Source organism: Nonomuraea sp. NPDC004186 (assembly GCF_053603495.1).
Genome location: NZ_JBSGFQ010000031.1, coordinates 42,176 through 68,628 on the forward strand (window position 1 = coordinate 42,176; position 26,453 = coordinate 68,628).

At 71.4% G+C, this 26,453-nt stretch carries 23 protein-coding genes and 2 pseudogenes; 13 read left to right on the forward strand and 12 right to left on the reverse strand.

The window, feature by feature from the left end:
* Positions 1-15 precede the first annotated feature (15 nt).
* Both ACWEPL_RS24890 and ACWEPL_RS24895 read right to left on the reverse strand, forming a co-directional pair.
* Positions 16-3,201 carry an NACHT domain-containing protein gene (locus ACWEPL_RS24890; protein WP_452437560.1) on the reverse strand — a complete coding sequence of 1,062 codons (3,186 nt, stop codon included), beginning with the start codon at positions 3,199-3,201 and terminating at the stop codon, positions 16-18.
* A gap of 68 nt (positions 3,202-3,269) precedes the next feature.
* Positions 3,270-4,229: a carbohydrate kinase family protein gene (locus ACWEPL_RS24895; RefSeq protein WP_452437561.1), complete on the reverse strand. Its 960-nt coding sequence runs from the start codon at positions 4,227-4,229 to the stop codon at positions 3,270-3,272.
* 148 nt (positions 4,230-4,377) lie between these two features.
* Between ACWEPL_RS24895 and ACWEPL_RS24900 the strand changes: the two genes are divergently transcribed.
* The 4 genes from ACWEPL_RS24900 to ACWEPL_RS24915 are packed head-to-tail and all read left to right on the forward strand — an operon-like array spanning position 4,378 to position 8,187.
* Positions 4,378-5,370, forward strand: coding sequence for a sugar ABC transporter substrate-binding protein (locus ACWEPL_RS24900; protein ID WP_350727765.1), 993 nt, complete (start codon positions 4,378-4,380; stop codon positions 5,368-5,370).
* Between the two features lie 10 nt (positions 5,371-5,380).
* The gene (locus tag ACWEPL_RS24905; RefSeq protein WP_350727766.1) at positions 5,381-6,343 is read left to right on the forward strand and encodes an ABC transporter permease; all 963 of its coding nucleotides are present in this window, start codon (positions 5,381-5,383) and stop codon (positions 6,341-6,343) included.
* Positions 6,340-7,152 carry an ATP-binding cassette domain-containing protein gene (locus tag ACWEPL_RS24910; RefSeq protein WP_363974591.1) on the forward strand — a complete coding sequence of 271 codons (813 nt, stop codon included), beginning with the start codon at positions 6,340-6,342 and terminating at the stop codon, positions 7,150-7,152. Before ACWEPL_RS24905 ends, ACWEPL_RS24910 begins: the two co-directional genes overlap by 4 nt.
* A gap of 24 nt (positions 7,153-7,176) precedes the next feature.
* Positions 7,177-8,187, forward strand: coding sequence for a LacI family DNA-binding transcriptional regulator (locus tag ACWEPL_RS24915; protein ID WP_363974588.1), 1,011 nt, complete (start codon positions 7,177-7,179; stop codon positions 8,185-8,187).
* Here ACWEPL_RS24915 and ACWEPL_RS24920 read toward each other — a convergent pair whose 3' ends face one another.
* Positions 8,188-8,916, reverse strand: a complete 729-nt coding sequence (locus tag ACWEPL_RS24920) for an SDR family NAD(P)-dependent oxidoreductase (RefSeq protein WP_355195771.1) — start codon at positions 8,914-8,916, stop codon at positions 8,188-8,190.
* A gap of 122 nt (positions 8,917-9,038) precedes the next feature.
* Here ACWEPL_RS24920 and ACWEPL_RS24925 point away from each other — a divergent pair, with 122 nt between their 5' ends.
* From ACWEPL_RS24925 to ACWEPL_RS24940, 4 genes are all read left to right on the forward strand, one after another.
* The gene (locus ACWEPL_RS24925; protein ID WP_452437562.1) at positions 9,039-10,133 is read left to right on the forward strand and encodes a glycerophosphodiester phosphodiesterase; all 1,095 of its coding nucleotides are present in this window, start codon (positions 9,039-9,041) and stop codon (positions 10,131-10,133) included.
* 55 nt (positions 10,134-10,188) lie between these two features.
* Positions 10,189-11,589: a tetratricopeptide repeat protein gene (locus ACWEPL_RS24930; protein WP_363974582.1), complete on the forward strand. Its 1,401-nt coding sequence runs from the start codon at positions 10,189-10,191 to the stop codon at positions 11,587-11,589.
* 71 nt (positions 11,590-11,660) lie between these two features.
* Positions 11,661-12,488: a PIG-L family deacetylase gene (locus ACWEPL_RS24935; RefSeq protein WP_452437563.1), complete on the forward strand. Its 828-nt coding sequence runs from the start codon at positions 11,661-11,663 to the stop codon at positions 12,486-12,488.
* A gap of 25 nt (positions 12,489-12,513) precedes the next feature.
* Positions 12,514-13,206 (forward strand): crotonase/enoyl-CoA hydratase family protein, encoded by a 693-nt coding sequence (locus ACWEPL_RS24940; protein WP_452437564.1) that lies wholly within the window; start codon positions 12,514-12,516, stop codon positions 13,204-13,206.
* A 122-nt stretch (positions 13,207-13,328) separates the two neighbouring features.
* On the opposite strand, the gene ACWEPL_RS24945 is transcribed toward ACWEPL_RS24940, so the two are convergent.
* Entirely contained in the window at positions 13,329-13,907 is a 579-nt protein-coding gene (locus ACWEPL_RS24945; protein WP_452437565.1) for a TIGR03086 family metal-binding protein, read from the reverse strand.
* 123 nt (positions 13,908-14,030) lie between these two features.
* Between ACWEPL_RS24945 and ACWEPL_RS24950 the strand changes: the two genes are divergently transcribed.
* Both ACWEPL_RS24950 and ACWEPL_RS24955 read left to right on the forward strand, forming a co-directional pair.
* Positions 14,031-14,609, forward strand: a complete 579-nt coding sequence (locus ACWEPL_RS24950) for a TetR/AcrR family transcriptional regulator (RefSeq protein ID WP_449892536.1) — start codon at positions 14,031-14,033, stop codon at positions 14,607-14,609.
* Between the two features lie 133 nt (positions 14,610-14,742).
* Positions 14,743-14,940, forward strand: a pseudogene (locus tag ACWEPL_RS24955) (ATP-binding protein); the annotation flags it as partial.
* 32 nt (positions 14,941-14,972) lie between these two features.
* Here the strand turns inward: ACWEPL_RS24955 and ACWEPL_RS24960 are convergent.
* Positions 14,973-15,839, reverse strand: a complete 867-nt coding sequence (locus tag ACWEPL_RS24960) for an alpha/beta fold hydrolase (RefSeq protein ID WP_452437566.1) — start codon at positions 15,837-15,839, stop codon at positions 14,973-14,975.
* 152 nt (positions 15,840-15,991) lie between these two features.
* The gene (locus ACWEPL_RS24965) at positions 15,992-17,917 is read right to left on the reverse strand and encodes a hypothetical protein (protein ID WP_452437567.1); all 1,926 of its coding nucleotides are present in this window, start codon (positions 17,915-17,917) and stop codon (positions 15,992-15,994) included.
* A gap of 68 nt (positions 17,918-17,985) precedes the next feature.
* Between ACWEPL_RS24965 and ACWEPL_RS24970 the strand changes: the two genes are divergently transcribed.
* Complete coding sequence (locus ACWEPL_RS24970; RefSeq protein WP_364249362.1) at positions 17,986-18,447, forward strand: RrF2 family transcriptional regulator; 462 nt, start codon at positions 17,986-17,988, stop codon at positions 18,445-18,447.
* A gap of 44 nt (positions 18,448-18,491) precedes the next feature.
* On the forward strand, positions 18,492-19,658 hold the full coding sequence (locus tag ACWEPL_RS24975) for a globin domain-containing protein (protein WP_452437568.1): 1,167 nt from the start codon (positions 18,492-18,494) through the stop codon (positions 19,656-19,658).
* Between the two features lie 21 nt (positions 19,659-19,679).
* On the opposite strand, the gene ACWEPL_RS24980 is transcribed toward ACWEPL_RS24975, so the two are convergent.
* The 4 genes and pseudogenes from ACWEPL_RS24980 to ACWEPL_RS24995 form a co-directional block, all read right to left on the reverse strand.
* Positions 19,680-20,477 carry an ABC transporter permease gene (locus ACWEPL_RS24980; RefSeq protein WP_452437569.1) on the reverse strand — a complete coding sequence of 266 codons (798 nt, stop codon included), beginning with the start codon at positions 20,475-20,477 and terminating at the stop codon, positions 19,680-19,682.
* Positions 20,470-21,159 (reverse strand): ABC transporter permease, encoded by a 690-nt coding sequence (locus tag ACWEPL_RS24985; RefSeq protein ID WP_452437597.1) that lies wholly within the window; start codon positions 21,157-21,159, stop codon positions 20,470-20,472. Before ACWEPL_RS24985 ends, ACWEPL_RS24980 begins: the two co-directional genes overlap by 8 nt.
* A gap of 217 nt (positions 21,160-21,376) precedes the next feature.
* A pseudogene (locus tag ACWEPL_RS24990) lies at positions 21,377-21,961 on the reverse strand (ABC transporter ATP-binding protein); the annotation flags it as partial.
* A 51-nt stretch (positions 21,962-22,012) separates the two neighbouring features.
* Positions 22,013-22,555 carry an LGFP repeat-containing protein gene (locus ACWEPL_RS24995; RefSeq protein ID WP_452437571.1) on the reverse strand — a complete coding sequence of 181 codons (543 nt, stop codon included), beginning with the start codon at positions 22,553-22,555 and terminating at the stop codon, positions 22,013-22,015.
* A gap of 173 nt (positions 22,556-22,728) precedes the next feature.
* Between ACWEPL_RS24995 and ACWEPL_RS25000 the strand changes: the two genes are divergently transcribed.
* The gene (locus ACWEPL_RS25000; protein WP_363974543.1) at positions 22,729-23,922 is read left to right on the forward strand and encodes an aminotransferase class I/II-fold pyridoxal phosphate-dependent enzyme; all 1,194 of its coding nucleotides are present in this window, start codon (positions 22,729-22,731) and stop codon (positions 23,920-23,922) included.
* A gap of 128 nt (positions 23,923-24,050) precedes the next feature.
* Here ACWEPL_RS25000 and ACWEPL_RS25005 read toward each other — a convergent pair whose 3' ends face one another.
* Positions 24,051-24,818, reverse strand: coding sequence for an amidohydrolase family protein (locus tag ACWEPL_RS25005; protein WP_452437572.1), 768 nt, complete (start codon positions 24,816-24,818; stop codon positions 24,051-24,053).
* Between the two features lie 141 nt (positions 24,819-24,959).
* A complete protein-coding gene (locus tag ACWEPL_RS25010; RefSeq protein ID WP_452437573.1) occupies positions 24,960-26,429 on the reverse strand; it encodes an SLC13 family permease in 1,470 nt (489 codons plus the stop codon).
* Positions 26,430-26,453: the final 24 nt, after the last annotated feature.

A 26,453-nucleotide genomic window follows, 5' to 3' on the forward strand; every position in this document is an offset into this window, starting at 1 on the left:
CCGTTCCCGACGGTGCTAATCGTTCTGAATGATCACGCTCTGGGTCTGCCCGAGTTCGCAGCCGTCGAGCGTGCCGTCCAACCGGTAGGCCGCGAGCAACTGCCGGAGCGCGTCGTCGGCGCCCGCGACCCCGGGATCGAGCTGTGCGCCGAGCGAGGCCAGGGCCGGAGATTCCGGCCCTGCCAGCCTGAACAGCAAGGCGACGCCGGGCGCGTCCGCATAGGTCTCGGGTTCGGTGAGCCAGGGGATCTCGTCGGCAAGCGCCGGATGCGCGCACAGCACGGCCGCCATCGCGTACGGGTCCGGTCTCCTGCCGCGGCCGACCCGGTCCGTCCACCGGACGACGTCCGCCGCCGACGCGGTCGTCAGCAGGCGGCTGCACTGTTTGAGCAGCGTCGCCAGCTGATCCAGCACCTTCTCCAGCTCTTCGTCGCCGACATCGTCGCCCGGGTCGACCAGAACCAGGTGTCCCTGCCGGCCGGGGCTGGTGAGCAGCGCGCTGATGGAGCTCTTGACGATGTCGGCCCACGAGTCGCCGGGACTGGAGTACTGAAGGCCCCCGACCGAGCTGTGGCCGAACCGAAGCCGCCTCTCCAGGGCGGTATCCCCGACGAGGCGTGCGTACATGACATCCGGGGCATCGGCTACCAGCTGCGCATTCGGCTGCGCCGAAATCTCGACCGAGCCGCCGTCGAACCTCAACGTGCTGAGGATCGACTGCCTTCCGGCCGTGTCGAGGCCCGACATCCACAGCATCACCATGGATCGCCACCGGGCCCGCTCGTTCTCTCCTTCCGGCCAGAGATCGTCGAGCAACACGAAATTCCGCAGCAGGACGAGCAGCGTGACCAGGTTGGCCGAGTAGGCCGCCAGCTGCCGCACCCGGTCCGTCGGGGTCGGCCGGTAGTCGGCGTACCGCTCCGAGCCGAACCTTCTGCGATGGCCCGCGATGAGCGCCGTGAGAGCGCCGGCGATCCGCCCCCGCTGCTCCGCCGGCAACTCGTCGGCCAACTCCTCCACGAACGTCAGGATGGTCCGCCGGTTCGACAGCGGCTGGTGCGACAGCAGCGCGAAGAGGAGGTTGTCGTTCAGGTCGCGGGCTCCGCGCCGGACCGGGGATTCGGCTGCCAGCTCGCCGAGCAGCTCGATGGTCTGTGCGGCCATCAGGTACTCGCCGAAGGTGGCGTGCATGAACTCGTAGCTCTGCCGCGGGTCGGCACCGGGCGCGCGGGCCTCGGCGGTGTGGACGAAGAAGAACTGTCCGATCAGCCGGCTGCCGACCTCGTCGGTGCGACTCGACGAGGAGGCCTGCTCGTCCATCGCCAGGAGGTCCGCCCCCAGCTCGGCGTCCGTCACGTTCTGCCTGCCACGGTTGAACATCGCGAACGCCGCCACGGCCAGTCTCCACAGCTGTTCGCGGACGAGCTCCTCACGCCGATGGCCGGAGAGCTTCTTGTTGGTGCGTTCGATCTCCCGGCGGGCGAAGGTGTCCAGCAGCCTTCTGTAGAGGTCGGCGGTCGAGAGCCCGTCGTCGAGCGCGGGCGCCCCGGGATCGGCGCAGTACAGAGCGAGCATGAGCAGCAGGAGCGGCTGTCCGGCCAGCTCGGGATGCCGCATGGCCGCCCCGGGGGTCAGCGCACGCGAGGCGCCGCCCCTGTTGGCGAAGTTCCACACCCGCAACCAGGCCGCGATCTGGTCCTCGTCGAACTCCTCAAGCTTGACGGCCACCGTCCCCTCCGGAACGGTGATCCGGTCGGCGACCACCGTCCGGGAGGTCACGATCACCACGACCGGGCGTTCCTGATCGGCCTCCTGACGCTGGAACGCCATGACCTCCTGCAGGTAGCCGCCCCGGTGACCGGCCGCCTGGAGCAGCTCGTCGAGGCCGTCCAGGAGGACGACGCGGATGGTGGCGCGGCTCTGGTCGGCCAGCTCCCACCAGTTGACCCGGCGATGGGTGGCCAGGTCGAGCGCTTCCTGGATCTGGTCGTGCACCGGTGCCCCGGCGCCGACCCGGCGCAGCGGAACCCGCACCGCGGTGAAGGCGGAGGCGGGCAGCCGTCCGGCGAGCATCTTGGTCAGGGAGCTCTTGCCCGCTCCTGGGTGCCCGAGCAGCAGCATCGGCGCTCGGGTGGCCTGGGGCGAGGTGAGGTGCGCCGCGAAGCGGAGGTCGAGGTCACCGAACACCGGCTGCTCACGCCACCAGCTCTCGTCGGCCAGCTTCTGGTCCTTGCCGCCCAGACTGATCCGGTAGCGGGGATCGACGAAGGACTCCTCGAGCGCGGGGAAGGTGAGCTCGGGGGTGGCCAGCACCGCGTCCTCCGCGACGATGTGCTCGCGTAACGCGCCCCGGTTGGCCCGGCTCATGACGGCGCACAGGTCGGGCTCCTCCCGGCGGTCGCCGGCCATCGACTCCAGCACCTGCTCCAGACGGGAGAGGGCGGCGGAGTGGCTGTCGAACGCGGTACTGACGTCCTCGCGGACCCCGGTGACCGCGGTCCTCGTGGCGGCGTGCTCGCCCAGACTTGCCCAGATGAGGAACTCCGGCACGGTCGCGCAGAGCGACAGGTAGTGGGACCGGTAACGCTCGATCGCGGCATCGAGGACCGTCTCCAGGTTCACCGGCAGCGAGGTGCCGGCCTGCGCGGTGAGGAGCCCCAGGAAGCGCAGGTGAGGCGCGATCATCCAATCCCGCAGTGCTGGGATGTTCTCCTCGAATCCCCGGGCGGGAGAGGGCGCGGGCACCTCGATGTCATAAAGGGCGTCGATCAGGTGCTCGTGGGCGTCGCGGGCGGTAGGCGTGATGAGCTGGAGCTTTTCGGCGTCCGTGAGGCGGGGCCGCGTGGCGAGCGGCGCCCTCAGGTGCTCGCGCCACGCCTCGAAGACCGCCGCCGCGACGATCGTGGTGTGGGCGGCGCAGATCAGCCGATGCCGTTCGTAGCCGGAGAGCCTCAGCAGCCGGTCGGCGGCGCTGTCCAGGGCCGCGCGCAGCAGCGAGACCGCCTCGTTCTTCTGGTCCACCCAGCCCCAGACCGCCGCGAACGCCGCCAGCGGCGGCAGCGCCGCCCCGCCGAGAGCCACGGCTCCGGCGGCCAGGATGGCGCCGCCCAGGAGCTTGTTCAGTCGGTCTATCCGGGGGCGGTCATGATGGCCGAGGATCGCCAGCGCGCCGCGATAGGTCAGGTCCGGGTCGCGGCGCATGACACCTCCACTGCTGCGTGCATGTGCCAAGTGTGGCCGGTCTCCGCCTGTCTCGCCTCTCGGTCGGGTCAGAGAGCATCGGCCCAGGGCGGGTTGGCGCCCGCGACCGAGCACGTCAGTGCCGCCACCCTTACCGCGAACTCGGCCGCCTCCACCGCCGTCCCCAGATCCAGGCCGTCCAGGCGGCCACCCAGGAGGTCCTTGGCGGCGAGGCTGTGCAGGAGGCCCGCCGTGAAGGAGTCGCCCGCGCCGACCGTGTCCACCACGTTCACCTCCGGCGCCGGCACCGACGCGCGCTCGCCGTCCAGGGACACCAGCGCGCCCGCCGCGCCCCTCGTGACGACGATCAGCCGGGCGCCGGCGGCGTGCCAGGTATCGCAGGCACGCTCCACCGGCACGCCGGGCAGCAGGAAGTCGAGGTCGTCCGCGCTGAGCTTGAGGATGTCGGTCCACTCGCACCAGCGCGACACCGGGTAGTCGGCCAGGGAGGCGAGGCTGGGGCGGACGTTCGGGTCGATCGAGATCGTGGCGCGCCCGGCGGCCTCCCGCGCGAAGGCCTCCACCGCCGTCCGGCCCGGCTCCCTGGCCAGGGCGAGCGATCCGGTGTGCAGGCAGGCGACCGGGCCGAGGCGGTCCAGGTCCAGCTCGTACGGGGTCCACTGCCAGTCGGCGGTGCCGTCGGCGTAGAAGGTGTACTCGGCCTGACCACCGGCGTCGAGGGCGGCGACGGCGAGCGTGCTGGGCTCCTTGGCGTCGACGGAGGCCGAGAGGTCCACGCCCGAGGAGGCGAGGTGGCGGCGGAACAGCTCGCCGAACACGTCGCCGGAGACACGGCCGAGGAAGCGCGTGGGGGTCCCGAGCCGGGCCAGCGCCACCGCCGTGTTCGCGGGCCCGCCGCCCGGCAGCACCCGCAACCCCAGCTCCATCGCCTCCCCGCCGTGCTCGGCCGGCCCGGATATGAGGGTGTGGTCGCCGGGGGAGCGGGTGGTGAAGCCGTCGGCGACGCACTCGCCCAGGACAGCGATCATCGAGCCTGCCTTTCAGGCACGTTGCCGATTTGTTACGGCATGGGGGCATTGACGTTTCTCGGATGGGAGTCCATCATCGCAGCACAGCGGATGTCAACGTTGACATATGTCAACGATGACATCGGGTCCCCCCTGATAGGAACCGCCCATGAATGCAAAGATTTCGGCCGGACTCCTGGTCACCGCCCTTCTCGTCACCGGATGTGGCGGCGGGGGCGGGGGCGCCGGGCAGAGCTCCTCCGCGACGCCCAAGGTCGGCCTCATCACCAAGACCGAGACGAACCCGTTCTTCGTGAAGATGAAGGAGGGCGCCCAGAAGTCGGCCCAGGCCAACGGCATGGAGCTGATGACCGCCGCCGGCAAGTTCGACGGCGACAACGCCTCCCAGATCACGGCCATCGAGAACATGGTCGCCGCCGGTGTGAAGGGCATCCTCATCACGCCGAGCGACACCAAGGCCATCGTGCCCGCCGTCAAGAAGGCCCGCGACGCGGGCGTGCTCGTCATCGCGCTGGACACGCCGACGGACCCGCAGGACGCCACGGACGCGCTGTTCGCCACCGACAACCTCAAGGCCGGCGAGCTGATCGGCCAGTACGCCAAGGCCGCCATGGCCGGCAAGCCCGCCAAGATCGCCACCCTCGACCTGGCCCCCGGCATCACCGTCGGCCAGCTCAGGCACGACGGCTTCCTGAAGGGGTACGGGATCGCGGAGGGCGACCCGTCCATCGTCTGCTCGCAGGACACCAGGGGCGACCAGGCCAAGGGCCAGACCGCCATGGAGAACTGCCTGCAGAAGGCCCCCGACATCAACCTCGTCTACACGATCAACGAGCCCGCGGCGCTGGGCGCGTACACGGCGCTGAAGGCCAAGGGCCGGGAGAAGGACGTGCTGATCGTCTCCGTGGACGGCGGCTGCACCGGCACCAAGGCCGTGAAGTCGGGCGAGATCGCCGCCACGAGCCAGCAGTACCCGCTGAAGATGGCGGAGGACGGCGTCAAGGCGGTGTCGGAGTTCGCCAAGACCGGCAAGAAGGCCTCCGGCTACACCGACACCGGCGTCACCCTGATCACCGACAAGTCCGTCTCCGGTGTCGAGGCCAAGGACACGGCCTTCGGCCTGGCCAACTGCTGGGGCTGACATGGCCGTCATGGAAGCGACGCTGCCGCGCCGCCTGATCTCCACACCCGTCGCGGGCCCGCTGGCCGCGCTCGTCCTGGCCTGCGTGTTCTTCGCGCTCAGGACCGACCAGTTCTTCACCGGCCCGAACTTCTCGCTGATCATCCAGCAGGTCATGGTGGTCGGCACGCTGGCCATCGGCCAGACACTGATCATCCTGACCGCGGGCATCGACCTGTCCAACGGCGCGATCATGGCGTTCGGCGGCATCGTGATGACCAAGCTGGCCGTGGACAGCGGCCTGCCGCCGGTCCTCGCGGTCGCCGCCGGGCTCGCCGTCTGCTCGCTGTTCGGGCTGGTCAACGGGTTGCTGGTGACACGGATCTCGTTGCCGCCGTTCATCGTGACGCTCGGCATGCTGAACGTGGTCTTCGCCCTGACCCACATCTACTCCAACGAGCAGACGGTCACGGACCTGCCGCCGGTGCTGACGTTCCTCGGCCAGACGTTCCAGGTCGGGCAGACGAACGTCACCTACGGCTCGCTGCTGACGATCCTGCTGTTCCTGCTGTTCGCGTACCTGCTCGGCTCCACGGCATGGGGCCGCCACGTGTACGCGCTCGGCAACAGCCCCGAGGTGGCCCGCCTGACCGGCATCAGGACGAGCCGGCTGACCATCGGCGTCTACACGCTGGCCGGCTTCGTGTACGGCATCGCCGCCCTGCTGCTGGTCTCGCGTACCGGAGTGGGCGACCCGCAGGCCGGCCAGACCGACAACCTGGACAGCATCACCGCGGTCGTCCTGGGCGGGACGAGCCTGTTCGGCGGCCGCGGACTGGTGATCGGCACGCTGGTCGGAGCGCTCATCGTAGGGGTGTTCCGCAACGGGCTGCAGCTGATGGGCGTACCGTCGATCTATCAGACGCTCATCACCGGCATCCTGGTGATCCTCGCCGTCGCGGTCGACCAGCTCTCCCGCAGGAGGAACCGATGACGACCCCCGTGCTCCAGGCCCGCGGCCTGGTGAAGCGCTACGGCCACGTGACCGCGCTCGACGGCGCCGACTTCGAGCTGATGCCCGGCGAGGTGCTCGCCGTCATCGGCGACAACGGCGCCGGCAAGACCAGCCTCATCAAGGCGCTCACGGGCGCGCTCCAGCCCGACACCGGCGAGATCCTGCTCGACGGCAAGCCGGTGCGCTTCCGCGACCCGCTGGAGGCGCGCCGGCAGGGCATCGAGACCGTCTACCAGGACCTCGCGGTCGCGGCCTCGCTCGACATCGCCACGAACATGTTCCTCGGCCGTGAGATCCGCAAGCCCGGCATCCTCGGCAGCGTCTTCCGCATGCTCGACAAGAAGCGCATGCGCGAGGAGTCCGCCCGGCACATGGCCGAGCTCAAGATCGGGCTGCGCTCGCTCACCCAGCCGGTCGAGTCGCTGTCCGGCGGCCAGCGGCAGGGCGTGGCCGTGGCCAGGGCGGTGGCGTGGGCCACGCACGTCGTGGTCATGGACGAGCCCACGGCCGCGCTCGGCGTCAAGGAGTCCGGCCAGGTGCTCGACATGATCAAACGGGTCCGCGACGGGGGCACGCCGGTCGTGCTGATCAGCCACAACATGCCGCACGTGTTCGAGATCGCCGACCGCATCCACGTCCAGCGCCTCGGCCGCCGGGTCGCCCAGATCAAGCCGGGCGACCACAGCATGGCCGAGGTGGTGGCCATCATGACCGGCGCCCTTCAGGTCTCGGAAGGCAAGGCGGTGGTGGCGGACCAGGGCGCGGCGGAGGCTATCGGGTTGTCCTGATGAGCGGCCACTAACATGGGCGCAATGCGGCGTCCGACGATGACAGATGTGGCGCGTGAGGTCGGCGTCACGGCGAAGACGGTCTCGCGGGTGCTCAACGACGACGGCCCGGTCGCCGTCGAGACCCGCGAGCGCGTCATGGAGGCCGTCAGGAAGCTGGGCTACCAGCCCAACCTGATGGCCCGCAACATGCGGGTCGGCGCGCGCGACGCCGCGATCGGCCTGGTCATCCCCGAGATGGGCAACCCGTTCTTCGGCACGGTCGCGGGCGGCATCGAGAGCGCCGTCCGCGCCCGCGGCCTCACCCTCATCGTCGGCAACTCCAGCGAGACCGCCGACCTGGAGCAGTCGCTGATCGCGACGTTCCTGGCCCGCAGGGTGAGCGCGCTCATGGTGGTCCCCTCGGCCACCAGCGACCACCGCCACCTGCGCAACGAACGCGTGGCCGGCCTGCCCATCGTCTTCCTCGACCGGCCGGCCGTCGGCCTGACCGCCGACAGCGTGGTCAGCGCCAACCGGGAGGGCGCCAGGGCCGGCGTCGCCCACCTGATCGCCCACGGCCACCGCAGGATCGGCTTCGTCGGCGACGTGCCCGCCGCCCTCTACACGCGCCGCGAACGCTTCCAGGGCTACCGCGACGCGCTCGAAGGCGCGGGGCTGCCGTTCGACCGGGGCCTGGTGGAGACGGGTCACGACCAGGAGGCCGCGGCCCGGGCCACGATGCGGCTGTTAGCCCTCGGCGATCCGCCGACCGCCCTGTTCGCGGGCAACAACCTCGCCTCCACGGGCGCGGTGGTGGCGCTGTCACGGGCCCGCCGCAGGGACGTGGCGCTGGTGGGCTTCGACGACCTGCCCCTGGCCGAGTGCCTGGACCCGCCGCTGACGGTCGTGGCCCAGGACCCGGCGCGGATGGGGGCCGCGGCGGCCGAGCAGGTGCTGGCGCGGCTGGACGGCGACCGCTCCAAGGCCCGCAGGACGCTGGTGCCCACCCGGCTGGTCGTCCGGGGCTCGGGCGAACTGCCCGCCCCCAAGTAGCTAGCGAGGGTAGGCGCCGCCGTCCAGGCTGAGGACCTGGCTGGTCAGATAGCCGTTGCGGAGGACGGCCAGGGCCAGGTCGGCGACCTCCTCAGGACGCCCGAAGCGGCCGACCGGGAGGTGGCTCGGGCTCGCCGTGGCCGGGAGCATCGCGGTGTCCTCGATCAGGGCGGGCGCCAGGGCGTTGACCGTCACGCCGTGCGAGGCCACGCGGGCGGCCAGGAAGTGGAGCATGCCGTGCAGGGCCGCCTTGGACGCGGCGTAGTGCGGGCCGACGATGCCGCCGGTGAAGGCCGCGATCGACGACATGAACAGCACCCGCCCGAACCCCCGCGCCGCCATCCCCGGCAGCGACTGCTGCGCCAGCAGGAACGGCGCGCGCAGGTTGACCGCCATCGTGCGGTCCCACGTCACCGCGTCCACCGCCGTGTACTCCTGCTGGATGGCATAGCCCGCGTTGGAGATCAGCAGGTCGACGGGGCCGAGCGCGTCGGCCGTGGCGCGCAGCAGGGCGACCGGGACCTGCGGGTCGGCCAGGTCGCCCGGGAGCGCGATCGCGTCCACGCCGGCGGCCCGCGCCCGCGCCACCAGGTCGTCGGCGTGCTCGGAGCGGGTGCCGTACGTGAAGGCGGTTCTGACTCCCGCGGCGATGAGACGGCGCCCGATCGCCTGCCCGATGCCGCCCGACGCGCCGGTCAGCAGGGCCACGCGGCCAGTGAGTTGGGTCATGTCACCCAATCTTCCCCGTGACTGAGGCGTTGACGGCACGTTGGAATGGGGCGTTTCCGTACGTCTTCCACTGTGTGCTCACGCGTAACTCGCGGTCCACCTGGGCGGTCTACGGTGCGCGCATGAGAATGCGCAGGTTACTCGCGAGTGTGCTGGCCGGAGTCGTCGCGGGCGGTACCGTCGCGGTCGTGCTGACCCAGACGACTCCCGCCACGGCCGAGCGCCGCGGCCAGGCACCCATCGTGATCGGCCACCGGGGCGCGAGCGCCCACCGGCCCGAGCACACGCTCCTGTCGTACGAGACCGCCATCGCCATGGGCGCCGACTACATCGAGCCCGACCTCGTCTCGACCAAGGATCACGTGCTGGTCGCCAGGCACGAGAACGAGATCTCCGGGACGACCGACGTGTCCGCGCACCCGGAGTTCGCCGACCGGCGCACCACCAAGACCGTGGACGGCCGGCCGATCACCGGCTGGTTCACCGAGGACTTCACGCTGGCCGAGCTGAAGACGCTGCGCGCCAAGGAGCGCGTCCCCGACCTGCGGCCGGACAACACCGCGTTCGACGGGCTGCCGGAGATCCCGACGTTCGAGGAGGTCGTGAAGCTGGCGCAGGAGCACGGCGTCGGCGTCTACCCCGAGACCAAGCACCCGACGTACTTCGACTCCATCGGCCTGTCGCTGGAGGAGCCGCTGCTGGACGTGCTCAACCGGTATCGCGTGCGCAAGGCGTACATCCAGTCCTTCGAGACCGCGAACCTGCGCGAGCTGCGCGGCAAGACCCGCCTGCCGCTGATCCAGCTGATCACGTTCGGGGGCGCGCCGTACGACTGGGTCGCCTCCGGGAGCGCCCGCACGTACGACGACATGGTCAAGCCGGACGGGCTGCGCGAGGTGGCCTCGTACGCGAGCGGGATCGGGGTGGACACCCGGCGCGTCGTGCCCCAGGACGCCTCGGGCAGGACCCTCGAACCGACCACGCTGGTCGCCGACGCGCACCGGCGCCGGCTGGACGTGCACGTCTGGACGGTACGGAACGAGAACTCGCAGCTGCCCGCCGACTACCGGCTCGGCAACCCGGCCAGCCCCGTCTACCCCCGGGCCACCGGGAACGTGATGGGGTGGCTGTCGAAGCTGATCGACCTGGGCATCGACGGCGCCTTCTGCGACGACCCCGCCATGGGCAGGGCCGTGGTGAGCGGACGGCAGGCGTAGGGACTCGTGGGGCGTCGGCCCTATTCCCCACCGGATCAGTGGGTACATTGGTCCGGTGAGGAACGACCAGCACGGCCTGGCGATGACCGGGGCCGGCGCCGCCGCGGCGCGGCACTACGACCGCGCGATCGACGAACTGCTGCACCTGCGGGTGGAGGTCGCCACCGAGACCAAGGCGGCGCTGGCCGAGTCGCCCGGCTTCCCGATGGGCAACGTCCTGAGCGCGTACCTCGGGCTGCTCACCACCGAGGTCGATGACGCGCGGAAGGCGCGGGCGCGGTTCGGGGCGTTCCGGGACAGGATCGACGAGTCGTCGCTGCTGCCCCGCGAGCGCGCCCACGTGGCGGCCGTGCAGGCGCTGCTCGACGGCGACTGGCTGACGTGCGGGCGGCTGCTCGGCGAGATCACCGTGGAGCACCCGCGCGACGCCCTGGCGCTGGCGGCCGGGCACCAGGTCGACTTCTTCACCGGCGACGCGCGCTCGCTGCGCGACCGGATCGGCGGGGCCCTGAACGCCTGGCGGGAGGACGACCCGCACTTCGGCCACGTGCTGGGGATGTACGCCTTCGGCCTGGAGGAGGCGGGGCACTACGACCGGTCGGAGGAGGCCGGGCTGCGGGCGGTCGAGCTGAACGCGCGCGACGTGTGGGGCATTCACGCGGTCGTGCACACGTACGAGATGCAGGGGCGGTTCGGGGAGGGGCTGCGTTACTTCGACGCGCGGGTCCCGGACTGGTCCACCGGAACGTTCTTCAACATCCACAACTGGTGGCACTACTGCCTTTTCGCGCTGGAGTCCGGTGACGAGGCGCGGGCGCTGGCGATCTACGACTCGGTGCTCGCGGGCGGGGAGACCTGCATGGAGCTGCTGGACGCCGCCGCCCTGCTCTGGCGGCTCCACCTGGAGGGCTCCGAGCAGCACGAGCGCTGGCGCGCTCTGGCCGACGCGTGGCCGGTCAGGGTGGCCGAGCCGTTCTACGCCTTCAACGACATGCACGCGGTCATGTCGTACGTGGGCGCCGGGCGGATCGGGGAGGCGGAGAAGCTGATCGCGACGCGCGAGGCGTACGTGCTGGAGCCGCGTCCGGGCGTCACCAACCGGGACATGACGCTCAGGGTGGGCCTGCCGGTGTGCCGCTCGCTGGTGGCCTTCGGACGGGGCGACTACGACGCGGTCGTGGACCTGCTCCATCCGATCAGGCACCGGGTGAACGAGTTCGGCGGCAGCCACGCGCAGCGGGACGCCGTGCAGAAGACCCTGCTGGAGGCGGCCCTGCGGGCGGGGCGGCGGGACGTCGCGCGGGTGCTGGTGAGCGAGCGCGTCAACGTCCGGCCGTGCAGCCCGTACAACTGGCTCAAGCAGGCCGCCCTCGCCGATGAACTGGGCGAACGGGGCGCCGCCGCGGCAGCCCGCCTGCGCGCCGGCGAGCTGGCCCGCAACGGCGGCCGGTCCTAGCCGGGGACCCGGCCACGGCGGCCGGGTCCTGGCCGGGGAACTGTCGGAGCCGGCGGGTAGTGTTTGCCGCCATGGAACGCCAACTCACCCTGATGGTCGTACACGCACACCCCGACGACGAGTGCCTCAGCACCGGCGGCATCTTGGCACGCTACTCCGACGAGGGCATCCGCACGGTCCTGGTCACCTGCACCAACGGTGAGCAGGGTGACGGCCAGGGCGGCGTGAAGCCGGGCGAGGACGGCCACGACGACGCGGCGGTGGCCGAGCAGCGGCTGGCCGAGCTGCGCGAGTCGGTGTCCCACCTGGGCATCGACCACCTGGAGCTGCTCGGCTACCGTGACTCCGGCATGGAGGGCTGGGACGCCAACGCCCACCCCGACGCGTTCGCCAACGTGCCGGTCGAGACGGCCGCCGCCAAGCTGGCCGCGTTGATGGAGCACTACCGGCCCCAGGTGGTGGTGACCTATGACGAGACCGGCGGTGGCGGCTACGGCCATCCCGACCACGTCCAGGCCCACCGCGTCACGGTGGCGGCCGTCGAGCAGACCGGCATTCCCGACAAGTTCTACTACACGGCCATGCCTCGGTCCGGCATCAAGCAGATGTTCGAGATGATGCGGGCCAACGGGGTCGATCTCGGCGACTTCCAGCCGTCCGACGACTTCGGCACCCCCGACGAGCGGGTCACCAGCGTCGTCGACATCGCGCCGTTCGTCGAGCGCAAGCTCAAGGCGCTCAGGGCGCACGAGAGCCAGGGCGAGAACATCTTCCTGCTCCGCATGCCCGAGGAGGTGCAGCAGCAGGCGTTCTCGCACGAGGCGTTCGAGCGGAAGCTGTGCAAGGTGGACGCGCCCGATCACGAGGAGGACCTGTTCGCAGGACTGCGTGACGGCTAGCCTCCAGAACATTATTCTGAGCCTTATGGGCACCCTCGTCAGCTATCAGCTCAAGGACTCCGTCGCCACCATCACCATGGACGACGGCAAAGTGAACGCGGTCTCGGTCCAGATGCTGACCGAGCTCGGCGCCGCCCTCGACCGGGCGGCCGCCGACTCGGCGGTCGTGCTGCTGGAGGGCCGGGAGGGGGTCTTCTCGGCCGGCTTCGACCTGAAGGTGCTCGCGGCGGGCGGCGACGGGGCGCTGGCGATGGTGCGGGGCGGGTTCGAGCTGGCGGAGCGGCTGCTGTCGTTCCCGACGCCGGTGGTGGCCGCCTGCACGGGGCACGCGGTGGCGATGGGCGCGTTCCTGCTGCTGTCGGCCGACTACCGGGTGGGCGCGGCCGGGCCGTACCGGCTGGCGGCCAACGAGGTGGCGCTGGGCATCACGATGCCGTACGCGGCGGTCGAGATCCTCCGGCAGCGGCTCACGCCCGCGTGTTTCACGCGGGCGGTGCTGCTGGCCGAGACGTTCTCGCCCGACGACGGCGTGGCGGCCGGGTTCCTGGACCGGGTGGTGGAGCCGGCCCGGGTATCCGACGTGGCCCGCGAGACGGCCGAGGCGCTGACCGGCCTGAACATGAGGGCGCACGCGGCTACGAAGGCGCGGGCGCGGCGGCGGACGCTGGAGGCGATGCGGGCCGGGATCGCCGAGGAACTGGGCCCGGGGGCGAGCTGACCGCCGGCGTAACGGGACGCCTGTGGCCGGGGGGACCCTCCCGCCCATGCGTGATCCTTTGCCTGGAGCGGGGCGCTCTGGTCTGCGGGCCCTTTGTCGGCGCGGGTGGGCCAGTGGGGTGATCAGCGCGCGGCCTCGGACGTGACGGCGCGGCCGAGGAAGGCGAGGAGCCGCTGGTGAGCGGTGGCGTCGGCCGGGGCGGGCAGTTCGGGGCCGAACATGCCGGGCCGGCGGAAGGTGTCGAAGTCCATGCCCCGCATGACCGCCAGCAGTTCCTCGCAGGAGCGCTGGTCGACGAGGTGCTCCTGGCGGGTGGCGAGTGCCAGGTCGACGCCGTGGACGAGCACCTCGGTGAGGTGGATGAGCGCCGCCATCGGCCCGGGTACGGTGCCGAACCCCAGGCGCACGCTCGTCTCCAGGACCCCGGGCCGGTGCCAGGCCGCGCGGTCGAGGTCGGCCGCGACGGCGAAGGCGCCCTGCGGATCGGTGCCCAGCCAGTCGGACTCGTGATCGGCCCCAGCCTCGGTCCCGGTGAGCTCGGCGGCGAAGATCCGCATTCCGCCCACCAGGTGGTTGAGCTCGGTGCGTACGTCCCACTCCGGGCACGGCGTCACGGCTCCGAGCCGATCGGGCCCGATTCCCCTGACGATGGCGGCCGTCATGTCGATGGCCCGGTCGATCTGCTCGATGACGCTGCTCATGTCGTTCTCCAGGGGATGCGGGGACGTAGCGTCGCGCTCTAAAGCAGGATGCGACTGCGTTAAAGCGCAATCTAGAGCCGCAGAAGCCGCAAACGCAAGTCGTAACTGCGTTAAGGTGGCGGCATGGAGGAAGAGCGACAGGCGGCCCGCCGGCCCGGTGGTCGCAGCGCCCGCGTCCGGGCAGCGGTGCACCAGGCCGTCACCGACCTCATCGCCGAACGCGGCTACGGGAACTTCACGGTCGGCGAGGTCGCGGCCCGCGCCGGCGTGGCCGACACCAGCGTCTACCGCCGCTGGGGCAACCTCGAGGCCCTGCTCATGGACGTGGCGATCACCTGGCTGACCACGCAGTCGCCGATCCCCGACACCGGCAGCCTGGCGGGCGACCTGCGCGCCTACGCCGCCAACGTGGCCCGCGACGTCACCGGCCCCGACGGGCCGGCGGTGCTGCGCCTGGTCATCGCCCTGTCCACGGCGGGACAGGACGGCCTGCGGGCGCGCGACGCGTTCCTCGCCGAACGTTCCCGCCAACTCCAGGTCATGCTCGACCGGGCCCGCGACCGGGGTGAGCACCCGCCGGACGTCCTGGACGTCCTCGACCACATCCTGGCCCCGATGTACATCCGGATCCTGTTCGGAGCGGGCCCGCTCACCCCCGACTACGCCGGCACGCTGGTCGACCGCCTCCTGTCCCACAAGTGACCACGGTCGGATGCGCCGACGTCGAGGGCATGAGCGCCGGGCCGGATCGCTGCGCGCCTGGCGGGAGCACCTGAGGGACGCCGCCGGGCACTGACCCGGATCCCGCTCCGGAGCCGGGTCGTACGATCGGCTCATGCCGCATGGCCGGGAACGGGAGTGCGGGCTCGTCGCGCGGCTGCTGGACGACGCGCGGGCGCGCCGCAGCGGGGCGCTGGTCATTCGCGGTGAGGCGGGGATCGGCAAGTCGGCACTGCTCGACTTCGCCGCCGCGCGGGCGTCCGACCCGCGGGTGTTGCGGGGCGGAGGGGTGGAGTCGGAGGCGGAGCTCCCGTACGCGGCGGTGCACCAGCTGCCGCATCCGGTTCACGGGGTGGGAGGCGTCGGTGCGGTTGAGGTCAGGAAGGACACCAGCTCCTTCGCGACCCGCTCCGGCGCGTCGCGGGGCAGCCAGTGGCCGGCATCGGGGACCAGGGCGAAGCGGGCGTCCGGGATGAGGGCCGCCGCCGCGCGTACGTCATCGGGCGGGACCAGCGTGTCCTTCTCCCCGCACAGCAGCAGCGCCGGGCAGGCCAGGTGGGTCAGCTCGTCGCCGAAGCAGGTACGCGGGCCGTTCCAGCGCACCTCGTCCCGCTGGAACGCCGACCACGCGACACCGGCGTCCGGACCGGACAATGCCGCTCGTACCTCGGCCAGAAGGTCGGCCGTCACCGCGTCCCGGCGGTGGAGCACCGCCCGGAGGCCGGCGCGGAGGAGCCGGTCGCTGCGTCGCATGAGCGCGTTGGACGCGGCCGGCGCGTACGGGGCGTGCACGGCGAGGTAGCCGGCCCGGCCGCCGGCCACGGACGGGCTCACCCCGTACGGCGCGCAGAGCGCCAGCTTGGCGACCCGGTCCGGCTGGTCGAGCGCCACCCGCAGGGCGATCCCCCCGCCGAGGGACAGCCCGGCGATGGCGACCGGGCCGGTGGTGCACGTGTCGAGGAACTCCCGGAGCCAGGCCGCGTACCCGATCAAGGTGGGCTCGGTCGTCCCCAGCGGGGTGCCGCCGAAACCGGGCAGGTCGGGTGCGGTCACCCGGGCGTGCGCGGCGAGCGCCGTCCAGACCGGCTCCCAGGTGAGGCGGGCGCTGTCCAGCCCGCCGCCGTGCAGGAGCACCAGTTCGGGGCCGTCGCCCGCTCTGTGGGCCCGGACGAGCGAACCGGACACCGTGCACACCATCTCGTCATGCCGCATCGGGCAATCCTGCCCGGGACGCCGCCGGCTCGCATCCGCGACTTCACCGGCCCGGCATCGGCGGGCCCCGCCGGGCAGGCGTCCGCGCGCGAACCGCACCAGGGCACGTAGCGGCGGGCGCGGCCGGCTCAGCGGGGCCTGCCTGCCGTTCTTCAGGTCCGGCGAAGGAGCGCGGACGCCGCCTCGACGCTCGCGACGACGTCGAGCCGGCCCCAGCGGACCGGCCAGGAGAAGCGGCGGTCGACGGTCCAGGCCAGGACGGCGTCGAGGTCGCCCGGGGAGTTCAGGCGGTCCTCGTCGGCGATCACCAGGGCCGCGGCAGGGCCGACGGGGGGGTCGGCGATGGCGCACCACGAGGAGTCCGCCAGGGGAAAGGCGTCCGACCGGAACATCCCGTGCAAGGTCGCGTAATCGTCGTCGAGCGGACTCCGTTCACTGTCGAAGTAACGGCCGAACACGAAGTCGCCCAGCACGGCACCGGTGAAGGCGCCGACGAAGCGGAGCGTCTGCGCGCCGATCAGCGCGAGCACCCCGTCCGCGCCCCACAGCACCGCCTCCGTCCCGTCCGGCGCCTCGATCGACCCGACCCGGGCCGGTTCGTCGCCCAGCGACCACACCTCCGCCCGCCCGTCCGCGGTCAGGCAGGCGCCGAAGTCCCCGGCGCTCTCCCAGGCCCAGGGGCGCTCCTGACCGTCGTAGAAGTACTGGCCGACGCGCCTCGTGGTGGCGATGGGCAGGTGGTACTGGTGGCGGCCGTGCGCGTCGTGAACGTCGACACCGCCGCTATCCTCCACCACGACCGCCAGCCGGGCCTCGGCCCCGCGCATGCCCCAGTGCAGCGACCCTTCGGCCTGCGCCACGGGGTCGCCCACCGGCCGCCCGGTGTCGGCGTCGAAGACGGTCAGCCGGCGCGGGCGGCCCGGCGTCAGCGCGGCGGCGTACCGGTCGTCCGGGCTCCACGCGACCGGGCCGGCGGTCAGCGCCAGCCAGCGCATCCGCCCGCCCGGGAGATCGACCACGGCGGCCCACGTGTCGTTGTCCCCGAGCAGCCGCCCGCCGTCGCGGGACCAGCGCACCCGGCGGAAGGAGAAGTAGTCGTCCTTGAGCCGCTCCTTCGCCTCCTCCGGCAGCGGTTCGGTCAGCATGGCCGGCTCGGGGCCCGTGTTGTGGTGGCGGTAGTCGTTGTAGAAGACCTTGCCCTCGTCCAGCGCCGCGACGCAGCCCATCATCTCGTGCTCGCTGCTCATCGAGACGTAGGCGCGGCGGCCGTCGGGGGCCAGGGTGAAGATCGCCGCGGCGTCGTACCCGTCCGTCACGTCCGCGCTCCCGTACGGATTGGTACGCGCGCCGAACGGGTCCCACACTCCGACGTTGTTCGTGCAGAACGCCAGCGCGACCCGGGTGCCGTCCGCCGACCACTGCACGGTGTCGCGGCGGCCGGGCCAGCCGACGCCGTACATGATGTCGATGGTGTTGACGAGGCGCCCCGTGGCCATCTCCCACACCTGCAGCGGACCGGTGCCGTCGTAGTTGTCCTTCGTCAGGCCCCGGCCCGTGGCGAGGTAGCGGCCGCACGGGCTGAGCGCGTAGTCCTGAAAGCCGCCCCCGAACATGGTGTACGGGTGCCGCAGCCGCGCCCCCCGCTCGCGCAGGCGCTCGGTGGCCAGCAGATGCGCGCCGGTGACGCCGTGCCGCTCTTCCATCCCGGCCAGCAGGTCACGCAGCGGGAGCAGGTCCCGCTCCGGCTCGAACGCCGACCAGTCGGCCTCCTCCAGCAGTTCGAGCAGGGCCGCGGGATCGTCCCGCACCGCTTCCAGATCGGGGAACTCCCCGGACCCCGTACGCGGGGCCGGCGCCAGCAGTTCCGTCACCGGCAACACCGGCACGCCCAGCCGCTCCGCCGCACGGACGTGCTCGTTCGGGTAACCGCCGTCGTACCCGTCCAACACGACGTCCACCGAACACGACACCTCGTCCACGACGTTGGCCCCGGCCGCCTCGAGCCGCGCCTTCAGCTTCGCGACGGACTCGGTACGGAAGCTGCCCGCCACGACGGCGGTTCTGCCTCGAAGATCCATAGCTGGCGAGGATAGACGAAGCGGAGCAGGCTGCCGTACCACTGCGGGACAGCGCCTACCGTGGGTGCATGCGCCTGACCGCCTTCACCGACATCTCCCTGCGCATCGTGATGCGGCTGGCCGTGGCCGATCCGGACGACCTGCTGACCACGCGGGCCGCCGCCGACCTGCTCGCCGTCCCCTACACCCACGCCGCCAAGGCCGTCGCGAGGCTGAGCGAGCTGGGTGTGGTGGAGGCCAGGCGCGGGCGGGGCGGCGGGTTGCAGCTCACCGCGGCCGGGCGCGAGGCGACGGTCGGGGGCCTGGTCCGCGCCCTCGAATCCGCGGGTGACGTGGTGGGGTGCGAGGACGACCCGCCGTGCCCCTTGCGGGCGGCCTGCCGGCTGCGGTCCGCACTGCGCCAGGCCCAGGAGGCCTTCTACGCCTCGCTCGACACGATCACGGTCGCGTCCCTGGTGGACGCGCCGACCGGGCCGCTTTTGCTGTCGTTGACGCCCCCCGGAAAGGGGACCGACCCCGCCATTGCATAATATGAATCCCAGATACCAATTTATGGTCCTTTCTGGGAGGTCTCATGCTGTCCGCTGAGAGCGCGGCGATCGTCGGCGAAACCCTGCCCGTCGTGAAGGCGCGGCTCGAGACGATCACGGCCAGGTTCTACGAGTCCATGTTCGCCGACCGCCCCGAACTGCTCGACGGGCTGTTCAACCGTGGCAACCAGCGCAACGGCGAGCAGCGGCAGGCCCTGGCGGGCGCCTTCGCGGCGTTCGCGGCCGCGCTGGTCGCGAACCCGGACGAGCGCCCCGACGCGCTGCTGGCGCGCATCGCGCACAAGCACGCGGCGGTGGGGGTGACCGACGACCAGTACGTGATCGTCCAGAAGTACCTGTTCGGCGCGATCGCCGAGGTGCTCGGCGACGCCGTCACGCCCGCGGTCGCGGCGGCCTGGGACGAGGTGTACTGGCTGATGGCCGGCGCGCTCATCGCCATCGAGGCCCGCCTGTACGCCGACGCGGGTGCCCGGCACGGCGACACCTGGCGGCAGTGGCAGGTGGTCGAGCGGCGCGAGGAGACCGCGGACGCCATGTCGCTGGTGCTGCGGCCGGTCGGCGACGCACCGGCCCCGCCCGCCCGGCCCGGCCAGTACGTCAGCGTACGGGTACGGATGCCCGACGGCGTCCGCCAGCTCCGCCAGTACACGCTCTCGGGGAACGGCGCGGACGGCCTGCGCCGCATCACGGTCAAGCGGGTCGGCGACGGCGAGGTGTCGAGCCTCCTGCACGCCACCGCCAAGGAGGGGGACGAACTGACCCTGTCCGCGCCGTTCGGCGACGTGGCGCTCGACGGCGGCCAAGCCCCGCTCGTGCTCGTCTCGGCGGGCATCGGCTGCACCCCGATCACCGCGATGCTGGAGCACCTGGCGCTCACCGGCGACACCCGCCGGGTCCTGGTGCTGCACGCCGACCGCTCCCCGGCCGCCCATGCCCTGCGCTCGGACATGGAACGCCTGGCCGACGCCCTGCCCGGCGGGGAGCGGATCTTCTGGTACGAGGAAGGCCACCCCCGTACCGGGAGGATGTCCCTGGACGAGGTGGACATCCCGGCGGGCGCGGTCGTCTACATGTGCGGGCCTGTGCCGTTCATGCGGACGGCACGCGGCGAGCTCATCACGGCCGGGGTCGCCCCGCGCGACATCCACTACGAGGTGTTCGGCCCGGACCTGTGGCTCGGCGCGGCCTGAAAGCGGTTCTCGGGGCGGAGCTCAATGGCCGACGCTCTGGTAGTGGTCGAGCTGGCGCCGCCACACGAGGTACGCCAGCACGATCAGGATCACTCCCACCAGCGGGGCGGCCAGCGCCCAGGGGTTGCCGAGCTTGCCCAGTATGACGCTCGCCGGCACGTACGCCACGAACGCGACCGGCAGCACGAACGTGAGCAGCCACTCCACCACGCCGCCGAAGATCCTCATCGGGTACGAGCCGAACTTGCTGAAGACGTCGTCCACGAAGACCCGCAGCGCGAAGGTGTCGATCATGCGCAGCGACAGGGAGCAGAGCGCGAGGAAGAAGGCGGCCTCGATGAGGGCGCCGCCGACGATCGCCATCAGGCAGAAGGCGATCAGCCAGGCGTTCCACCGGACCTGCGCGTTCTGGCCGGCCACGGCGAACAGCGTCAGGCCCACGAGCAGGTCGCCGAACTGGGCGATGCCCATTCGGTTGCCCATGAGCTGGACGAGGGGGTTGAGGGGGCGCAGCAGGAAGCGGTCGAACTCTCCGTTGAGGACGAGCCCCTGGATGTCGTTCACGCTCATCAGGGGGATCATGGCCAGGGCGTGGGCGGTCAGGCGCAGGCCGTACAGGAAGGCGATCTCCGCCAGGCCCCAGCCCGCCAGCGACGGGAAGGTGTGCATCACCACCCAGACGAAGGCGAACCCGGTGCCCTGCCAGATCGCGCCGCTGAGGATGCCGATCACGGTGTTCATGCGGTACTGCAGGGCGCCGCGGGCGGAGGCGCGCTGGAGCAGGACGTACAGTCGCAGGCCGCGGAGGAGCTCAGCCACCCTGGATCACCACCCTTCGGTGGGCCCGGGACCAGGTCAGTTCGAGCAGGCCCCACAGTCCGGCGACCCAGGCGAGCTCAACCACCACAGGTCCTGAAATATCGGAAATGTGGCCGATGTAGATCGCGGCGGGCACGTAGCCCATGTACTTGAAGGGCAGGACCTCGGCCAGATCGCCCAGGAAGCCGGGGAAGAAGGCGAGCGGCACCATCGTCCCGGCGAAGAACTGGCTGACCAGCCGGTAGAGCAGCGAGATGGCCCCGGTCTCCATGGTCCAGAAGCCGATCAGGCTGATCAGCAGCGCCATCTGCACGGCGATCACGTACCCGAGCACCAGCGTGATCACATAGCCCGGGCCGTTGACCGGCACGGTGATCGAGCCGACCAGCAGGACCACGGGGACGACCGGGGCGAGCAGCAGCAGCCCGCCGGCGGTGTTCCCGACCTGGAAGGCGGCCATCTGCCGGAGGTAGCCGGCCGGGCGGGCCAGGTCGAAGAAGACCATCCCGGTACGGATGCGGTGATGGACGGTGCGGGAGACGAGCGTCTGGGTGGCGAAGGCCTGCAGGTTGACCAGTGTGAGGTAGGCCAGCAGCGCCTCCAGCGTGAGCCCGGCGGCCACGGGGCGCGAGCCGTACACGGCGGTCCAGATCATGCGCAGCAGGAACACCTGGGCGACCATCGTCACGCAGGTCATGATGATGTTGCTGTGGTAGGCGAGGCTCGAGCAGCACCACCAGTCGTCGGGGCTGGTTCACCAGCGCGTCGATGGCACCGTCGAACAGCACCCGGCCGTGGTCGATGAGGATGATCCGCTTGCACAGCGCCTCGACGTCGGCCAGATCGTGCGTGGTCAGGATGACGGTGGTGCGGCCGGCGCGGTTGGTCTCCACGATGAACTCGCGTACGGCCTCCTTGGCCACCACGTCCAGCCCGACGGTCGGCTCGTCGAGATAGAGCAGCGGAGGTTCGTACAGCACGGCCGCGGCCAGGTCGCCCCGCATCCGCTGGCCCAGGCTGAGCTGGCGCACCGGGGTGTCGAGGAACTCGTCGAGCCCGAGCAGGTCGCGCACCTTCTTCAGCGACGTCTCGAAGCGCGCGGCGGGAACGTCATAGAGCGAGCCCACCAGCCGTAACGACTCGATCAGCGGCAGGTCCCACCACAGTTGGCTGCGCTGGCCGAAGACCACGCCGACGTTGCGCGCGTTGGCCGAGCGGCTGCGCCAGGGCACCAGGCCGTTGACCCGCACGGTGCCGCTCGTCGGGGTGAGGATGCCGGTGAGGATCTTGATGGTGGTGGACTTGCCCGCGCCGTTCGGTCCGAGGTAGCCGATGACCTCGCCCTCGTCGATCGCGAAGCTGACGTCGTCGACGGCGGTCTTGTGCTCGTACTGCCGGGTGACCAGTGTGCGTAACGCCCCGAAGGGGCCGGGGAAGGTGCGTGGCCGGCGGAATACCTTGGTTAATCCCTCGACCCGGATCATGCACGAATACTTTCTTCGGGGCGCGCACGCTGCAACTTGTTTTCACGGCCCCTAGCTGGAGGTGGCCGCGACCCAGATGGTCCACCCCTGGCGGCAGGTGTCGGAGGGGAACTTGTTGTCGCAGCCCATGACGCTGAAACTGACCCGCTTGCCCGCACCGGGGTAGACCACGAGACGGCCGCGCGTACGCGGCTGGTCCTTCAGCTTCAGCTCGCCCTTCAGCCCGCCGCTGAGCGTCACCCGGTAGTAGTCGTAGTTGAAGGGCGTGCTCGGCCCCCAGCGGAAGACCAGCCCGTTCCTGCCGTTGATCCTGGCGGAGTAGGCCGCGACGATCATTTTCGGGCCCTGGTCCGGAGACCAGGCGATCTGGCCGTCGTCGAAGTTCTGCCTGCGGCCGTTGCGGTTCGGCACGCCCCGCTCCTCGTCGGTGGCGCAGCCGATGATGGCGCTCTCGCCGCCGAGCGAGCGCCAGTAGTCGCCGATCAGTCCGTACGGCTGGATCTCGCACGAACTCGCGGAGGCCGGCTGGGCGACGAAGGCCGACCCGGCCACGATCATCGCGGCGGTCGCCGTCACGCGAAATGTCTTGTTCATGCCTCGAAAGTAGGCAGGACCGGGCAAGACGGCATGAGTAGGGCCTACTCATTTGTCTGAGGTGCGCCCGACCGCCGGTGACGGCACCGCGTGGACGGCGACGGCGGCGAACCGATCGAGCAGACTTTTTCGCGAGAGCCCGTACGACGCAACCGCCCGGAAGGCGAGAAGCCATGGTCGATGTGTTCGCGAAATGCCGGCTGCCCGAGACCTATCAGTTCGTGAAGGACCTCGGCGTCTATCCCTACTATCAGGCGATCGAGGAGCGGTCGGACAGGGGCGAGGTCGTGATCGACGGGCGGGTGCTCGTGCAGGCGGGCTCCAACGACTACCTCGGCCTGTCGGGCGACGAACGCGTGAAGGAGGCCGCGATCGAGGCGACGCGGCGGCTGGGCACCGGCAGCGGCGGCTCACGCCTCAGCAACGGCTCGCTCGCGCTGCACGAGGAGCTCGAAGCGCGACTGGCGGCCTTCTTGGGGCGGGCGGCGGTCATGGTGACCAGCGCGGGCTATCTGGCCAATCTCGCCCTCGGGGCGCTGATCGGGCCCCGTGACACGGTGATCGGCGACCGGCTGGTCCACGCCTGCCTGATCGACGCCGTACACCTGGGCGGAGCGCGGTTACGCCGCTACCGGCACAACGACATGGACCATCTGGAGCGGCTGCTCGACGCCTCCGACCCCGGCGCCGGGCGGCTGATCGTCACCGAGGGCATGTTCTCCACCTCCGGCAGCGTGTGCGACCTGCCGGGCATCGCCAAGCTCGCCCGCGCGTACGGCGCCCGCGTGGTCATGGACAGCGCCCACGACGTCGGCCTGCTCGGTGCGACCGGCCGAGGGGCGGCCGAACAGCACGGGCTGGAGGGCGCGGTCGATCTGCAGACCATCACCTTCTCCAAGACGCTGGGCACTCTCGGGGGCGCGGTGGCCGGCCCCGAGGAGATCATCGCTTACCTGCGGCACTACGCGCGGTCCATGGTGTTCACGGCCGCGTTGTCCCCGGCGTGCGCCGCGGCCGCGCTGGCCGCTCTGGAGATCATCGTCGCGGAGCCGGAGCGCCGTCACCGCCTGCGGACGGCGGCACGGCGGTTGAGCGGGGAACTGGCCGCGATGGGCTACGCGGTCGTCCCCTCCGATCGGCCGGTCATCGCGGTGCCGGTCGGCGACGACCTTCTGTGCTTCCAGCTGTGGCGGGAGCTGTTCGACGAAGGCGTCTTCACCACCGCCATGATCTCGCCCGGCGTCCCGCCCGGCCAGGCGCTCATCCGGGTCAGCATCACCGCCGCCCACACGGAGGCCCAGGCGGAACGCATCGCGTCGGCGTTCGCCACGGCCCAACGCCGCCTGCGGCTCGTCCGCGAGGAGTAGCGGCAGGTCGGGGGCCGCGTGCAGCCTGCGCCGCAGCTCGACGGCGCGGGGGAGCTCGTGTTCGAGCGCGGCACGGATGCGGGCGAGCGGGACGGCGCCCGCGGTGGCGGGAGTGGCGATGTGTTCGATCACGCGGAGGACCTCAGGCCGTAGACGCGCAGCGCGTTGTCCGAGCCGATCATGGTGGCCACCCGGATCGCGTCGGACTCGGTCCATTCTCCCGCCTCCACCCATCCGCGCAACGCCCTGCCGAGCCCACGCCTGAAAAGGCGGGCGCCGAGCAGATGGAGCTCGGCCGGTCCCCACGCGTCGGAGGAGAAGAGAATCTTGGCGAACGGCGCCAGCTCCAGCGACTCGGCGATCAGCGCGTCCGAGCGGCTGCCCGTGTAGTTGACCCCGAGCCCGACATCGAAGTAGATGTGCGGGAAGACCTGCGCCAGATATCCGGCGTTGCGGTGGTACGGGTAGCAGTGCAGCAGGGTGATGTCGACGCCATGGGGCTCCACCAGCTTCAGCCAGCGCGTGAGCAGGAGCGGGTCGCATCGGTGCAGCTCGACGTCCGGGTCGCCGTAGCCGGCGTGGAGCTGCAGCGGGAGCCCGCGCTCGACCCCGGTCCACAGCCCGAAGCGGAGTAGCACGGGGTCGTCCACACGCGGGTCCGCTCCCGTCTCCGTCCGGGCCAGCCACCGGCCGGCCGCGTCGATGACCTCCTTGTCGGAGGGGAGCGCCGGGTCGAAGTCGAAGCCGTGCCGGTAGGCGACGATGCTCTTGAGCCCGACGGCCGCCGCGCTCCGCACCGCCAGGGCGGCGCGGAACCGGTCGGGGAAGTGACGCGCGGGATCCTCGCCTTCCTGGGGCTCGACCTGCCTGAGGGATGCGCGATCGCGCCCGGCCACCGGCGCCAGGCCGACGAGCTGAACGCCGCCTGGACCGAGCGCTACCAACAGGAGTGAGTGGCCCGCAACCCGAAGAGGCCCGCGCTCCCCGGGTTGCGGGGCTTGTCCCGACGGCGCCGGCCGGGCGCCACGAGGACGGCGTCAGCCGAGCCAGCCCGGCGCCACCAGGACGGCCCAGGCCGACAGGGGGCCCACCACGACGATCGCCGCGCCGTACGCCAGGAGCTTGCGGTAGAAGGCGTCCCGCTCCATGCCCCTGACGTTGGCCACCAGCAGCGCCCCCGTCGTCGAGAACGGGCTGACGTCCACGATGGCCGACGACACCGACAGCGCCGCGATCATCGCGACAGGGCCCAGGGTGCCCTGGTTGAGCAGCGGCACGGCCAGCGGGACCAGCGCACCCAGGATGCCCACCGTCGAGGCGAACGCCGACACCACGCCTCCGACGTAGCAGATGAGCAGCGCGACCAGCAGCGGGATGCCGATCGCCGCCACCGCCGAGCCCACGTAGTCGACGGTGCCGATCTCCTGGAGCACGCCCACGTACGTGACGACGCCGCAGATCAGCAGCACGGTCGGCCAGGCCACCCGCTCGACGGCGCCCTTGTTCGTCCTGGGGGAGGTGAGGGACAGGACGACGGCGACGGTGACGGCGGTCAGGCCGACGTCCAGCTTGAACACCAGCACCGCCAGGCAGAGGGCGACGATGCCGGTCAGGGTCAGCGCCTGGTGCGGGGTGAGGCGCAGGCCACCGGACCCCGCGTCAGAGGCGTCGGGGAGCGGTTCCGGAGCCGCCGTATCGTCGGCGGTCTCCACGGAGACGGACGTGGCCGCGGCTGCGGGGGCGGACCCGCCGGACGACGAACCGGCGGCGGACGCGCCGGACGACGGGCCGGTAGCGGCCCCACCCGAAGGCGAGGCGGCCAAAGAGGCGGCGGGCGAGGAGGTGGCGGGCGTAGAGGCGGCGGGCGAAGGGTCGGGCGCGTCGGGGGAGACGGCGCCGCGATTGACCAGGTGACGGCCGCCGAAGATGAAGAACACGACCGCCGCCGCGCCCGCGTTGAACGCGAAGCTCGACAGGAACAGCACCAGGTCGTCGACGGGCAGCTTCGCGTCCCTGGTCACCCCGTTCACGATCCCGCCCAGCACGCTGATCGGCGAGAACGCGCCCGCCTGCGTGCCGTGCGCCACCATGAGCCCGATCAGCATCGGATGGATCCGGTAGTCGGCCGCGAACCCGAAAGCGATGGGCGCCAGGATCGCCGCCACCGCCGGGGCCGGCGCGCCCACGGCCGTCAGCAGCGCCGAGATGGCGAACACCACGATCGGGATGGCGGCCAGCCGGCCGCGTACCAGGTGCACGGCGGCCCGTACGAGCCAGTCGACCGTGCCGTTGTTGGTGGCGATCGCGAACAGCAGCGTCACCCCGACCAGGATCACGAACAGGCTGCCGGGGAAGGCCCCCAGGATGTCGTCCGTGCTCATCCCGGCGGCCAGCGTGCCGACGAGGAAGGCGCCGACCAGGGCCAGCGCGCCCAGGTTCACGGGGAAGACGGTCGCGATGACGAACATGACGATGAGGGCGAGAATGGACAGGAGCTCTGCGGACACTGCGTACTCCGATCTCCCCCGAGC